Genomic DNA, 13,008 nt, shown 5'->3' with positions numbered 1-13,008 from the left:
TCCGGCATCGAATTGTCGAACGGCTCCAACGGCCCCCACGACCGGTGCATGAAGTTCAGGCGGCCGGTGTGGATGTCGCGCCTGGCCGGCATGCAGGGCAGCGATCCGACATAATGCTTGTCGAATGTAACCGCACGCCGCGCAAAACGGTCGAAATTCGGCGTGGCTATCTGCTTTCCATCATAGCACCCGAGCGCGGTGCGGTTCAGTGAATCGAAAAGCACGAAGACTGCGCGCATGAACACCTCCTGTACGATCATCCTAGACAATCGGGCGGATGGCGGGTAATTCTTACGGAGATATTCGATATAACTTGGATCTATGGATCAGATTTGGCGCCTCAAACACTTCCTTGCGGTTGCCGAGGTCGGCAGCGTCCAAGGTGCCGCTCGCAGTCTGCACATTAGTCAGCCTGCCCTCTCCAAGTCGCTTCGGTTGCTTGAGGAGCATCTGCAGACGGCGCTCTTCGATCGCTCGGCCAGGGGCGTGGTCCTGACGCCGATGGGAGAGGCGTTCTACCGGCGGGCACGGGCGATCCAATCCGAGTGGGACAGTTCACTGATCGAACTCAGCGCGACTCGCGATGGCGCGCGCGGGGAACTGCGCATCGGGATGGGACCAACCTACCAGGCCGTCTTCATGCGGCGTGTCCTGGCCCGGCTCGCGCGCGATTATCCCAACCTGCGCGTGTCCGTTCGCACGGGCGTCGGCGCGCTGCTCATTCCGGCGCTGCAGGCGGGCGAAATCAGCCTCTATGCCGGCGGTTTGGGGTCGTATGAAGAATACCCCGGAGAAGGCCTGCAAGAGGTTTTCCTCTACAACCAGTCGAACTGCATCGTCGCGTCGAGGGACAGCGACCTAAGCGCGCGGGACGAGGTCGCGGTTGATGATCTAGCCAAACATCCCTGGGTCATGTTGAGTTACGACAGCATCGCGATAGAGCGGATCGGCCGGCTCTTCCGGTCGGCGGGGCTGGCGCCGCCGCAGTCGACCGTCTCCACCCAATCCCTGAATCTGGCTATTGAACTCGTGCGTAAGGACGGTTTTCTTACCAGTCTCCCGCGTCCCTTGGTGCATCCGAACATTAATCCGGAGGTGTGCCCGCTCTATGTCAGCACATACGACTGGACGATCAGAAGCGGCGTGACCTACCGCAGTTCCATGCGCTCGCTCGAACCGGTGAAAGCCATACTCGAGATGCTGAAGCAGGATGTCGCCCAGTTGGGCTTCGCTTAAAAGTCTTAGAGACAATTAATTTTAGAGTTCCAGGTTTTGAGGTTCTTCCTCACTTGGTGTGGTTCATTCGCCGTTAGCGAGGTTGTCGCTTGTGCGGCCACCCGAACCGTCTTTGGGCTTGACGCTCTTCATCGAGCGCCCACGCCTCGATCAGCGTGCCGTGGACCGAAAAATGATCACTCGACAGAAGCCGCTTCACCCTTGGTGGGGTGCATGTGAAGCGCCGCCGTGATGGCCAAGGGTGCATAAACACCTCTCCAGTCGCTACAAGCGCCGTTTTTGAGCCATGGGGGAACTATAGTGACTGAAAGGTCAGTCAGCAAGCCTTACGGTCCACGATTTACACTCGACTTCGAACGGGTAGCGCGAACCCGCGGCATCCCTTTTCAGCTGCCGCAAGATGGTGCCCTCGGAAGCAATGATCGACCTTTGCCTAGCCACTTGGCTGAGCTAAGCTCTTCCGATTCCCGGTCAGCTATCGAAAGGCGTTGATCTACGTATCGATCGAATGAGTAGCTCATGAACATTCCAATCAGCCACAGGAAGGAAACTGTCCGAGCGTACGCAACGGACACGAAGCGCAACTGCTGTGCTCTGCCGCAGCGGCATGTAAATGCCACGTCGGCAGAGCAGAAAGGTGGTACTTCCTCGTTTCCCCCCGGGCGACCCGCAAACGTAATCCGCGTTTGCGGTGGCAGGAGTTTTGTCGGGACGAATGCACCGAAAATACCTGAGGATGGGGAAGGGCCCGAGCGTGCCGTAGTACTTACCGATTTCGCACTGGAGGCCGAAACGGTAACCGTGAGACGGTTTGCTGAATTCATCGAGGCGACCGGCTATGTCACAGAGGCCGAGCGTTTCGGTTGGTCGGCTGTGTTTTTTGGCGACGCCGATCATCTCAAGGCGGCCCGGGCTGCCGGAGCAGAACTGCCATGGTGGCATCGGGTGGACGGTGCTTGCTGGCGACAACCTGAAGGACCGGGAAGTTGCGTCGACGAACGCCAGGATCATCCAGTGACACAAGTCTCATGGAACGACGCCATTGCTTTTGCCACCTGGGTTGGCGGGCGCTTGCCGAGCGAAGCTGAATGGGAACATGCGGCGCGAGGTGGGAGCCTGCGCCGGCGCTTCCCCTGGGGAGACAAGGAGCCGGATGACACGACCATTTTTTGTAATATCTGGCAGGGCCGATTTCCTGAAGAGAATACGGTCTGTGATGGCTATGAGCGCACCGCGCCAGTCAGGAGTTTTGAGCCCAATGACTTGGGATTCTACAACATGTGCGGCAATGTCTGGGAATGGACGAAAGATGCTTTCCGGCTGCGTTCAATATCCAGGCGCGCCAAGGAACGCAATGCGCAGGCACTTGCCCGTTCGGAAAAGGTTCTGAAAGGTGGCTCTTTCCTTTGCCATGCGAGTTACTGCTATCGCTATCGGATCGCCGCCCGTATGGCACTCTCGCCCGACAGCGCGGCCAGCAATGTGGGTTTCAGAGTAACCTACGAAGTCCGTTAGCGGGCGGATAGAGAAGGAGGTAAACTGGCCCTCCTCGCGTGGGGCGTCACAGCTTCTGGTCGTAAGCGCTCGCGAGCAGGATAAGCATAAGGTGGGGACCGCGGTGTCCCGCGTTTGAAGGGGCTGGCGATCAGCCTGCGCGATCGATCTGATATAAGCAGCCTGGTGCCGGGCGAGACAAATTCATCGGCGTCAACGAAGGTGCTGTCGATCACGCCGTCGAAGTTCGCTCGGATTTCGCGCTTCGCCAGGTCGATGCGCTTCTGTTCGATCTGCGCGGTCAATGCTTCGATCTGTGCGCCAAGCGTGGCGATCTGCCGTTCAAGCACGCCGAGCTGGGCCTCGTCCGCCTCGACCACCTGCTGCGCCGCGCGAACTACCCGCTGGCGCCGATCACTATCGGCATGTTGGTGTGGAGGGCCCCCGCACGGCATCGATGTGCCAGAATGAGGTCGTTGAAGATCTCAAGCAAAGGGGACCGTCCGTGGAACAGATTAGTCTCCTCAACCGACATGTTTCGAACGGTGCCGGCAGAAGCAACGCAGAAGTCGCCGGAGCTGGCGATCCGGGACATCCGAGGACGCATCAGCGCGGCAAACGGGACTGCCAGCAACAGTAGCGGCGAACCCTTATTTCGGCGGTAGGGCGGCCTCCTAAAAACGGCGCAGGCTCACGCCCTCCTAGTTTTAATTTAGAAGCGATAGCGAAGGCCGAAGGTGCTCGCGTTGGATCCTTCGCCCAAATCGCCGAATACTCCGTCAGCGCCGGACCTATGGTGAAGCTGATAGACGAACTCGACATGCGGAGCCTGCCGAAGTCTGAACGCGACTTCAGGCCCGAGGAATCCCAGAAAGCTTGCGTCGCCGTCGTAGTGGATTTCGCGCTCGCGCTCGATCTCCGTCGGTCCGGTAACGACGCTCAAGCCGGCCGTAAATCCCGGCGCGATTGCCAGGTCGCCAATCACCAAGCCGCGGTGGCGGATTCGTAATCCGGTCCAAAGCTCTCCGGTAGTATCGTCATCATCGCCAAAACGGATCGCCGCACCTGCTACGCCGCCAAAGACAAAACCTGCCCCGAGATCTTTGAAATCGCGGCCATAGATGCCGCCGATCATGAAATTGTCGGTGTAGTCGGTGTCCCAGAATTGAACGACGCTGCCGAAAGAGCCGTCGGCAAAGACGCCGCCGAAGACATGGACATCGTTCTTCGCGTTTGGCACTTCGGGGCTGATGAACGGGTCTTCAGTCGCGAAATAGATGAAAGGATCGTTTTCGCCCGCATGAGCTGCGATCACCGACACCGTCAGAAAGGCCGCAGTGAGGCTGGCTTTGATGCCGCTCATTGAATTCCCCCGAATCACACGGTCGAACGCACAGCCAATTTGATATCTATGGGGCGCCGTTGTCACAACCCTGTTTTTGGGGGCTCATCATCGAGACGATCATTTCGCCGGGGAGATTGGGGGCTGAGGCGGAGCGGAAACCACAAGCAAGACTGACCCGGCGACACGCTGGTGACGCGATCCCCAGGCAGTGGGATCCCCCTACCTGAGGGCGCAAGGAAAAGGAAAAACAACAGCGCTTCTGCCGCCCTTGCAGACGATTACCATGTAGCTACGTGGTGGCCCATCGTGCCGGTGAGATCGTTGTGGGCCATTCTGCAATCGTAGGACGATGTCACGGCTGCCGAGGGCGACGATGTTTGAGCAGCCGCCATGATTAGGCCAAGAGTGCATAAACGCCTCTCCGTAGCTACAAGCGCCATCGTTTTCCAAGCCAGGAGAGGCCGTTCCGTTGAAGTGATCTCCGGGTCCGCTCAGTCCAGCGTGTGGCTGAACCGGTTGACAGCTACCGCCATGGAGACAAGGGTGAACAGGGCGAGGGTGCCAAGGGGTATCGCCAGATGTGATAGGTCAGCTCCTTTCAACATGATGCCGCGAACCATCCTGAGACAATGGGTCATTGGGAGGGTCTCGCCGATCCGTTGGGCCCAGTCGGGCATGCCGCGAAACGGAAAGATGAACTCGGATCGAAGCGTGATGGGCAGAAAGAGGAAGACCGACATCTGGATCGCCTAAAGCTGGTTGGCGGCGAGTGCGACACGCAGATTCCAGCCGCCTGACAACTCGCCAGCAAGCCGGTTCGCCCGGTTCTCAGTCCGAGACGACGCTATGCATCCCCTGCTGCTCCTCGCGGATTGTCGCGCTCGTCGCGCTCGTGAATGCGGGCGAAAACTCAAGGTTCGGATCGAGAGATCCTCATAAAGGGGCGAATAGGGCGAATCTCCCTTTCGCCCAGGGAATCAAGGATCAGCGGAGGCCGAAACACCTCAATGATTCACCCCGTCCCGCTGTGGTATTAGTACGTTTAATGTTGACAAAACATTCTGATCGTACTATATCGTCGGCATGACCGAGCAAGATAACCCCGTGCAAGACTTTGTCGAAACGATAGGCCTGCGGTTCCAGGACCAGCAGATGCCGCGCATCGCCGGCCGTCTGTTCGGGCTGCTGCTGGTCGAGGGCGGTCCGTTCAGCTTCGGCGAGCTGGCCGATCGTCTTCAGGTCAGCCGGGGGAGCATCAGCACAAATGCCCGGCTGCTCGACGATCTCGGACTGATCGAGCGTGTGGCGAAGCCGGGTGACCGGCAGGACTATTATCGCATCGCGCCCGAGGGGCTGGTCAGCCTCTTCCGGAAGCAGCTCGCGAAATTGAGGTGGTCCGGCGAGTATTACCGGAGCACCGCCGAGCAGCTTCCCGATCACATGCACCAGGCCAAGCGCCGTCTGATTGTGGCCGCAACTTATGCGCAAAAGGCCGCTGAAGGCCTCGAACGCGGCCTGGCTGAGGCTGAGGCGATCCAGGAAGAGCAGAGCGTAGCCTAACCCGACGAGATCAAAGCTGCCCCTGGTAGTGGGGCCGAATCTGCACGCACTAACGTTCAATTTATACTGAACGGAGGAGATAAGAGATGGGGCCAAAGTGGCCGAAGCGATTTGGAGTGGCTGCCGTGCTTGCCATGGCAGCTGTCGGCGCCGTCGTTTACGGGGCGGGCGGACGGACGCCTGAGCCGACCAAGGCGGGAGCTATGGCGCCCGAATATAGCGAACTCGCGCAGGTCGAGGTGACGACTGTCGAACCGCGCTCCATGAGCGAGCGGGTTCGCGTCAGCGGCGAGTTGCAGCCGGTGAACCGGGCGGTTGTCAAGGCGAAGGTCTCCGGCACCGTGCTCGAGGTCGATGCGCGGCCGGGGCAGGCCGTCAAGAGCGGCGACGTTCTCGTCCGCTTCGAGACGGAAGACCTCCAGTCGGCCCTGGTGCAGCAGGACAGCAATCTTGATGCCGCCCGGGCCCAGCTGGAGCTGGCCGAACAGACGCTTGAGAAGACGGAGCGCCTGGCCGAGCGCGGCTATGCGACCACGGCTGCGCTCGAGAAGGCGCAAAGCGACGTGACCGCCGCCCGCGCCAACGTCCAGGGCCTTGAAGCCCAGTCCGAGACGGCACGCACCGCTCTGGGTGATGCCGTGCTCGTGGCGCCCTTCGACGGCATCGTCGCGAGCCGGTCGGTCGAGCCGGGCGAAACCGTCGCCGCCAATACGGAGCTCATGACGGTCGTCGACACCTCTGTCCTCGAAGCGGAAGTGCTCGTCTCGACGCGCGACATCACGCGCCTCAAGGTCGAGCAGACGGCCGAACTGCAGGTGGACGGGCTGGAAGGCTCCACCATCACCGGCACCGTCGACCGGATCAACCCTGTCGCCAATGAAGGCTCGCGCCTGGTTCCCGTGTTCATCCGGCTGGAGAATACCGAGGGCCGTCTTTGGGGCGGCATGTTCGCGACCGGCTCCATCCTTGTCCGCCAGGAGGAGGATGTGCTTGCCATCCCGCAGACGGCACTGCGCGACGACGAGGAGGGTCAGCACGTGCTGAAGATCACGGACGGCAAGCTGGTCCGCCGGCCGGTCGAGCTCGGCCCGATCTGGGACGGTGGGCGCCTCGTAGAGATCACCAGCGGAATCGTGGCGGGAGACACCGTTCTCAGCGCGCCGCTGCCGGAGCTTCAGGCCGACATGCCTGTCACCATTTCGACTGCCGGATAAAGACCCATGTTCCTTACGCGCATCTCCGTCGGCTATCCCATCTTCGCCACCATGATGATGGTGGCGCTGGTGGTGTTCGGCCTGTTCTCCTATCAGCGGCTCGGGGTCGACCAGTACCCCGATGTCGACGTGCCGGTGGTCGTGGTCATGACCACCTATCCCGGCGCCACGCCGGAGACCGTGGAGACGGAGGTGTCGCGGCCTGTCGAAGAGGCGCTGAACACCATCAGCGGCATCGACCAGGTGACCTCAAGCTCCTATGAGGGCCGGTCACTCGTCATCGCTCGATTCAAGCTCGAGGTTTCGGGCGCCGTGGCGGCACAGGATGTGCGCGACAGGGTCGCCCCGCTCGAGGCCTCGTTCCCCAGCGGCGTCGACAAGCCGCTCGTCCAGCGCTTCAACCCGTCCGACCAGCCGATCATCTCGGTCGCCCTGAGTTCGCCCACCGTGAGCCTGCCCGAGCTGACGACAATCGCCGACAGGCAGGTCGTAAAGGAGCTCAGCACGATCTCCGGTGTGGGCGAGGCCATGCTCGTTGGCGGGCAAAGCCGGCAGGTGGACATCCGGATCGACGAGACCCGGCTGCGAGCCCTCGGCGTCGGCGTGGACGAGGTGGTCAGCGCGCTCCGCAGCGGCAACCAGAACCTGCCCGCCGGCAATCTTGTCACGGCATTGTCGGATCGCACGATCCAGGTCCAGGGCCGGATTTCCGAGCCGCAGGACTTCCTCGACATGATCGTTGCCCGCCGGGGCGGAGGCCCGGTCTATCTGCGCGATGTCGCGACCATCATCGAAGGTGCTGCCGACCCGACCAGCCGCGCGATCTACAATGGCGAGACGGCGCTGGCGGTCAATGTGGTCAAGGTGCAGGACGCCAACACGGTCGAGGTTGCGGATGCCGTCAAGGCGCGCATCGCGGCGCTCAATACGGAGCTGGCGCCGCAGGACGTGCAGTTGCGCGTGGTCAGCGATTCATCCATCGCCATCGAGGAGTCGGTGCAGCAGGTGCAATCCACGCTGATCGAGGGCGCGGCGCTTGCCGTCGCCATCGTCTTCCTGTTCCTCAATTCCTGGCGCAGCACAGTGATTACCGCGCTGACGCTGCCGATCTCGATGATTGGCACACTCGCCGTCATCAGCTTCCTCGGCTTCACTCTCAACACGATGAGCTTGCTCGCGCTCACGCTCTCGATCGGCATCCTCATCGACGATGCCATCGTCGTGCGCGAGAACATCACGCGGCACCTGCATATGGGCAAGTCGCATATAAGGGCGGCCCTCGACGGCACCAACGAGATCGGCCTCGCCGTGATGGCCACCACGGCCACTATCGTCGCGGTCTTTCTGCCGGTCGCCTTCATGGAAGGCATTGTCGGTCGCTTCTTCTACGAGTTTGGCGTCACCGTCTCGGCGGCCGTTCTCATCTCGCTCTTCGTCAGCTTCACGCTCGATCCGATGCTTTCCAGCGTCTGGTACGATCCGGATGCGCAGCCGAATGCGAAACGCGGGCCGCTCGGCCGCCTGGTGGCGCGCTTCGACCATGGTTTTGAAACGCTGGCCGGCGCCTACCGCCATGTGATCTCCTGGACGCTGCGGCACCGCCTGGTCACGCTCATCGCGACGGTCGGGATCTTCGTCGGCAGTGTGTTCATGGTCCCGCTCGTCGGTGTGGAGTTCGTCCCGGCGGCGGATCAGGGACGCATGCAGGTCAACATCACCGCGCCGGTCGGCTCTTCGCTGGACTATACGACGGCCAAGCTCGGCCAGGTGGAGCGCGCCCTCAAGGAAATTCCGGGGGTCGAGTCCATCTATTCCACCATCAACACCGGCGCCGGCGCGGGCAAGCACAAGGCGACCGTCGTAGTCGAGCTCGTGCCGCATGAGGAGCGGCAGCGCACGCCGACCACGCTGGCCCCGCCCGTCCGTGAGAGACTGTCGGCAATTGCCGGCATCGACATCGCAGTGGTGCAGGAAGGCCTCGGCGGTGGCCAGAGCCCCATCCAGATCAGCGTGATGGGCGACGACCGTGCCGTGCTGGAGCGCATCGCCAAGGAGCTTGCGGCGGAGATGCGCCAGATACCCGGCACGGTCGATGTCACGACGAGCGCCGAAGAGCCGAGCGAGGTGCTTTCCGTGCGACTGAAGCGCGAGGCGGCGAGCGATCTCGGCATCGATGTCCAGCAGTTGGGCAAGATGCTCAACGCCCTGGTCGGCGGCGAGGAGGTGACCAGCTGGACGGACAATACCGGCGAGACTTACGACGTGGTCGTGCGCCTGCCGCAGGAGCAGCGTGCCGATGCCGCCGCCCTCGGCGAGCTGATGATCGCGACCGGGCGCACCGATGACGATGGCGCGCCCATCATGGTCCGTCTCGACCAGGTGGCCGATTTCGAAACCGCGACGACCGCGTCCGAGATCCAGCGCCTCGACTTGACGCGCGAGGTCAAGGTGAGCGCCGACGTCTCCGGCCGCACGCTGGGCGAGGTGACCACGGACCTTCAGGCGCTCATCGCCGGGAAGGACCTGCCCGCCGGCTACCGCATCCAGTTCGGCGGCCAGTCGGAGGACATGCAGGAGACGATGGGCCACATGGTGACCGCGCTCGCCATGGCGGTGATCTTCATCTACATCGTGCTCGCTTCGCAGTTCGGCAGCTTCGCCCAGCCGATCGCCATCATGGCGGCCCTGCCACTGTCGCTCATCGGCGTGGTCCTCGGGCTGCTCGTGGCCGGCAGCACGGTCAACATGTTCTCGCTGATCGGCTTCATCATGCTGATGGGCCTCGTCACCAAGAATGGCATCCTGCTGGTGGACTTCGCCAACCAGGAGCGCAAGCGCGGCCTGCCGCTGAGAGAGGCCCTGATCAACGCCGGCGCCATCCGCTTCCGCCCGATCATCATGACGACGCTCGCCATGATCTTCGGCATGCTGCCCCTGGCGCTTGCCGTGGGCGGCGGCGGCGCGCAGCGTGCGCCGATGGCTCACGCGGTGATCGGCGGCCTGATCAGCTCCACCATCCTCACGCTCGTCATCGTGCCGATGATCCTGTCCTATATCGACAGCATCACAAGGCGCCTCGCCCGCTTCCTGCCCAAGGCGCCGGACGAGCATCACCAGGCCGAGGAGGAGTCCGCGCAAGGAAAGGCGAGCCAGCCCGCATGACGGGTCAGGCGATCACTTGATTGGACTCCTCTCCGGCAGGAATTTCGTGGGAGAAAGCGCCGGCCGGACCTCGATGAGGCCCAGCCGGCCAGTGCTGCGGGAAGAAGATCGATCAGTTGAAGATCGCGTCGTATTCGTCCTTCAACATGGCGAACGCGTCGTTCGTCATCATGGATGGATCGGCTATCGCCGCGCGAGGCGGAATGCCTGCGGTGGTTCGCAGAGGGAATGTCGATGGCCGACATCGCGCTCATGCTGGACATCTCGTATCGGTCGGTGCGGTCCTATATCGACGAGGCGACAAACAAGCTCGGGGCCGCAAACAGCCGGCAGGCAGGCACGATTGCCACACGAATTGGACTGATCTAACTCCGATAGACCCGGCTAATTGAGCACCGGGCGTTCTCCGTCGATCTCGGGCACGAAACCGAGGCGCTCGACGACCAGGCGCACGATTTGATGCTGGGCGTGGAGGTTGAGCATGGCGATCCAGTAGTCGTGCCTCAGCTGCTCGTCTCTCGAACCGACGGCGTCAAGCTGGCTGACCTCCTCGAATAGCTCCTGGGCCTTCTGCAGCCGGCTCCTGTTCTCCCGGATAACCGCGATGGCCACTTGTTCCAGTTCGTTCTCCGTCAGCTCGGCCAAGAGGGCGTTGATGACACTGGATGTCGCCGCGCGGCCGGGTCCGATGTCGAGGTCTGGTTTTGTTCGCATGCAATCCCTGCGGCTTGGTTCGCGGTACGCCCCCGCGAACGATAAGATCTCGACCCCAAGCCGGGGGTTAGAAAACCGCCACAGACGGTCCCTACGACCTTTAGCACCGAGGTACCTGGACATACGCCGCAGGCCCCCGGCCGATGGCCAGAGGATCCTTGGTGTCGCGATAGCCGACACCTGCTCTGTGGTGGGGTTTCTAAGCCCCGAGGCGGCGCGTACCGCCTCGGGGCCCTTATAGGACATGGTTGCCGCGTCGACCAGAGAACCATGGGACAAAAGCGACGGGCGATCAGGCGTAGCGGGGGTTCGGGTTCTGCTGCGCCTCAACTTTCGCCAGCACAGGCGAAAGAAGCCTGCCGGCGTCCCCCAAACGCTCGCGCATGTCGTCTGACATGTCGAACACGCCGGCATAGGTCATCGTCCTGCCGATGCGGGTCGGGGTTCCGATGACTTCGAAGGCGCAGTCGATCGACCGGAAGATCCGAGCCATCCGCGCGTCGAAGACCGACACAACGTGCTCGATGCCGGCGCTCTGGCAAACCTCGACGATGCCGCACAGAAGCTCGATCGTCGTACGATTGACGACATGGTTGGCCTCTGCGCGTTCGCATGCGTTGTATGTGGCAGGGTTCACGGCGAACCGGGAGCTCTCCCAGATGAGGGGACTTGCCGGGGCGCCGCCGGGTACAAGAACCGGGAAGACGTCACGCAACATGTTCGGGCCGGTAGTCGGCAGCAATCGCACGGCGCCCTGCAGTGCTCCGGTCCGGTCGTCGAGCGACAGCAGGTAAAGGGGATCCTCTGCGTCGAAGCGGTCGATCTCCCTGCCATCGGTGACGGTGACGTCCCATTCGAGCCGGTCGGCGAAGACCGCCGCCCGCATCCGAAACATCTCGTCGATCAGGTGGGGGTGATGGTCGCGATCCGCGCCTTCGACGATGGTGATCATGGTGTTGCTCCTTGCGTTTGTTGAAAACGCTGAAGCAACTAGACCCCGGAAGACGGCCCCGAAATCCGGTGGATCGGCCGGATTTACGGCAATTGGCTGAGCAGATTAGCCTTGCCGGCTTTGTTGACCGCATGAGTGTTGTTGGCGGCGCCGAGCTTGTGGCGGGCGCTCTCGAGATAGCAACGCACCGTGTGCTCCGACAGGCCGAGGATGACGGCGGTCTCCCAAGCCGTCTTACCCTCGGCGGCCCACAGCAGGCACTCACGTTCACGCGGAGACAGGCTGATGGACACAATTCTCTGGCCCTCGAGCCGCAATATCGCCTGATGCAGGTGAAGGGCCAGCACTTGGAAGTCCCGCATGTAATGGAGGCGAAGATGCCGCCAGTCGCGATCGCTGGCATCACGCGTAATTGAGACAAGTGCCCGGTCGCCATGCTGACCGTGGACAGGTATGGAAATGCCGCGGCGACCGAGGCCGAACTCGGTGGCCTCTCCGAACAGACGCCGAACGTTCTTGTCTCTCCGATCGAAGGTATCCCAGTCGATCGGCAGCATGCGTCGCATGCCGATCTGCACAGCAGGATCAACATCGACAAAGCGCTGGGCCTTGTAGTGATCGACCCAGTCGTCCGAATAGGTCACCGCGAGGTATGGACCTTGCCCAGGCTGAGCCGTGAGCCCACAGCCCAGATATGCGACGGACTTCAGTCCATAAATCTCGAGTAGCTTGCACAAGAGCGCGGGAATCCGAGTCGTTTCTGCGAGCTTATCAAGCTTTACAAGCAGTTCGAACAGTTCCAGGTCAGTGTCATTTTTATCGCGCCGTCTCATGCTCAAGCTCCTTCTGCAGTGCTGTGCTGTAGTGCGTACGACCGCTGATAATTCCGCCGCAGCGGCGACAAATCACCCGGCCGGCCGCATTTAAGAGCTGGCACACGCGCCGACGATACGGCGACGAGCTCAGCTTTGGCGTACAGCTCGCCAAAATCATGACGCACGGCTTTTGTGCATGGTGGCGGGCTCTAGATCGGCGGTGTCGAGGAGGACGTACGCCGGGTGGAACAGGGAGGTGACTGTGTCGAAAAAAGTCGACTTTTACCATCACCTTTAGAGGCACAGTGGCTGCAGAAAATCAAGGATCATGCGTGGTCAGATCCGACCCGTCGCAATGCCCTTGATGATCGGGTTGTACTTAAATATTTCAGCTTGGGTCGCGCCATATGGTTCCGTCAAGGGCGCGCGGGATAGCTCGGAGTAATGAGCGAAAGTTGGTGATGCCCTGAGGGGCGGCATATCATGGCGGTGTTCACGCGCCGTCAATTCTCAGCC

Annotated in this window: 13 protein-coding genes; 6 read left to right on the top strand and 7 right to left on the bottom strand. The window is 61.7% G+C overall.

From position 1 onward, the window contains the following. On the bottom strand, positions 1-239 hold a 239-nt coding region (locus NYR58_RS19615), incomplete at its 3' end, for a sulfatase-like hydrolase/transferase (RefSeq protein ID WP_261522833.1). Positions 240-321: 82 nt separating this feature from the next. Here NYR58_RS19615 and NYR58_RS19610 point away from each other — a divergent pair. Together NYR58_RS19610 and NYR58_RS19600 are read left to right on the top strand one after the other, a co-directional pair. Further along, positions 322-1,236, top strand: coding sequence for a LysR family transcriptional regulator (locus NYR58_RS19610; protein ID WP_261522832.1), 915 nt, complete (start codon positions 322-324; stop codon positions 1,234-1,236). A gap of 519 nt (positions 1,237-1,755) precedes the next feature. Beyond that, a complete protein-coding gene (locus NYR58_RS19600) occupies positions 1,756-2,751 on the top strand; it encodes a formylglycine-generating enzyme family protein (RefSeq protein WP_277367708.1) in 996 nt (331 codons plus the stop codon). Here NYR58_RS19600 and NYR58_RS19595 read toward each other — a convergent pair. The 3 genes from NYR58_RS19595 to NYR58_RS19585 form a co-directional block, all read right to left on the bottom strand. Beyond that, the gene (locus NYR58_RS19595; RefSeq protein ID WP_261522831.1) at positions 2,748-3,110 is read right to left on the bottom strand and encodes a hypothetical protein; all 363 of its coding nucleotides are present in this window, start codon (positions 3,108-3,110) and stop codon (positions 2,748-2,750) included. The genes NYR58_RS19600 and NYR58_RS19595 overlap by 4 nt on opposite strands. Positions 3,111-3,442: 332 nt before the next feature. Next, positions 3,443-4,093, bottom strand: coding sequence for a hypothetical protein (locus NYR58_RS19590; RefSeq protein WP_261522830.1), 651 nt, complete (start codon positions 4,091-4,093; stop codon positions 3,443-3,445). Positions 4,094-4,566: 473 nt separating this feature from the next. Further along, positions 4,567-4,815 (bottom strand): ABC transporter permease, encoded by a 249-nt coding sequence (locus NYR58_RS19585; RefSeq protein WP_261522829.1) that lies wholly within the window; start codon positions 4,813-4,815, stop codon positions 4,567-4,569. A 343-nt stretch (positions 4,816-5,158) separates the two neighbouring features. On the opposite strand from NYR58_RS19585, the gene NYR58_RS19580 reads away from it, so the two are divergent. From NYR58_RS19580 to NYR58_RS19565, 4 genes are all read left to right on the top strand, one after another. Next, complete coding sequence (locus tag NYR58_RS19580) at positions 5,159-5,635, top strand: GbsR/MarR family transcriptional regulator (RefSeq protein WP_261522828.1); 477 nt, start codon at positions 5,159-5,161, stop codon at positions 5,633-5,635. A gap of 86 nt (positions 5,636-5,721) precedes the next feature. Then, positions 5,722-6,849, top strand: a complete 1,128-nt coding sequence (locus NYR58_RS19575) for an efflux RND transporter periplasmic adaptor subunit (protein WP_261522827.1) — start codon at positions 5,722-5,724, stop codon at positions 6,847-6,849. Positions 6,850-6,855: 6 nt separating this feature from the next. Next, the gene (locus NYR58_RS19570; protein ID WP_261522826.1) at positions 6,856-10,011 is read left to right on the top strand and encodes an efflux RND transporter permease subunit; all 3,156 of its coding nucleotides are present in this window, start codon (positions 6,856-6,858) and stop codon (positions 10,009-10,011) included. A gap of 174 nt (positions 10,012-10,185) precedes the next feature. Beyond that, positions 10,186-10,380: a response regulator transcription factor gene (locus NYR58_RS19565; protein ID WP_261522825.1), complete on the top strand. Its 195-nt coding sequence runs from the start codon at positions 10,186-10,188 to the stop codon at positions 10,378-10,380. A 15-nt stretch (positions 10,381-10,395) separates the two neighbouring features. On the opposite strand, the gene NYR58_RS19560 is transcribed toward NYR58_RS19565, so the two are convergent. The 3 genes from NYR58_RS19560 to NYR58_RS19550 form a co-directional block, all read right to left on the bottom strand. Then, the gene (locus NYR58_RS19560; protein WP_261522824.1) at positions 10,396-10,725 is read right to left on the bottom strand and encodes a transcriptional repressor TraM; all 330 of its coding nucleotides are present in this window, start codon (positions 10,723-10,725) and stop codon (positions 10,396-10,398) included. Positions 10,726-11,017: 292 nt separating this feature from the next. Further along, positions 11,018-11,677, bottom strand: coding sequence for an acyl-homoserine-lactone synthase (locus tag NYR58_RS19555; protein ID WP_261522823.1), 660 nt, complete (start codon positions 11,675-11,677; stop codon positions 11,018-11,020). An 83-nt stretch (positions 11,678-11,760) separates the two neighbouring features. After that, positions 11,761-12,510 (bottom strand): LuxR family transcriptional regulator, encoded by a 750-nt coding sequence (locus NYR58_RS19550; protein ID WP_261522822.1) that lies wholly within the window; start codon positions 12,508-12,510, stop codon positions 11,761-11,763. Positions 12,511-13,008: the final 498 nt, after the last annotated feature.

Origin of the sequence: Chelativorans intermedius, assembly GCF_025398255.1 — a bacterium.
Lineage (GTDB): Bacteria > Pseudomonadota > Alphaproteobacteria > Rhizobiales > Rhizobiaceae > Chelativorans > Chelativorans intermedius.
This window is presented reverse-complemented; position numbering and strand designations above follow the sequence as displayed.

Excerpts from the sequence above, each read along its gene's own strand:
- NYR58_RS19610 (WP_261522832.1), top strand. The coding sequence starts at position 322 with ATGGATCAGATTTGGCGCCTCAAACACTTCCTTGCGGTTGCCGAGGTC.
- NYR58_RS19600 (WP_277367708.1), top strand. The coding sequence starts at position 1,756 with ATGAACATTCCAATCAGCCACAGGAAGGAAACTGTCCGAGCGTACGCA.
- NYR58_RS19590 (WP_261522830.1), bottom strand. The coding sequence starts at position 4,093 with ATGAGCGGCATCAAAGCCAGCCTCACTGCGGCCTTTCTGACGGTGTCG.
- NYR58_RS19585 (WP_261522829.1), bottom strand. The coding sequence starts at position 4,815 with ATGTCGGTCTTCCTCTTTCTGCCCATCACGCTTCGATCCGAGTTCATC.
- NYR58_RS19580 (WP_261522828.1), top strand. The coding sequence starts at position 5,159 with ATGACCGAGCAAGATAACCCCGTGCAAGACTTTGTCGAAACGATAGGC.
- NYR58_RS19575 (WP_261522827.1), top strand. The coding sequence starts at position 5,722 with ATGGGGCCAAAGTGGCCGAAGCGATTTGGAGTGGCTGCCGTGCTTGCC.
- NYR58_RS19570 (WP_261522826.1), top strand. The coding sequence starts at position 6,856 with ATGTTCCTTACGCGCATCTCCGTCGGCTATCCCATCTTCGCCACCATG.
- NYR58_RS19565 (WP_261522825.1), top strand. The coding sequence starts at position 10,186 with ATGGATCGGCTATCGCCGCGCGAGGCGGAATGCCTGCGGTGGTTCGCA.
- NYR58_RS19560 (WP_261522824.1), bottom strand. The coding sequence starts at position 10,725 with ATGCGAACAAAACCAGACCTCGACATCGGACCCGGCCGCGCGGCGACA.
- NYR58_RS19555 (WP_261522823.1), bottom strand. The coding sequence starts at position 11,677 with ATGATCACCATCGTCGAAGGCGCGGATCGCGACCATCACCCCCACCTG.
- NYR58_RS19550 (WP_261522822.1), bottom strand. The coding sequence starts at position 12,510 with ATGAGACGGCGCGATAAAAATGACACTGACCTGGAACTGTTCGAACTG.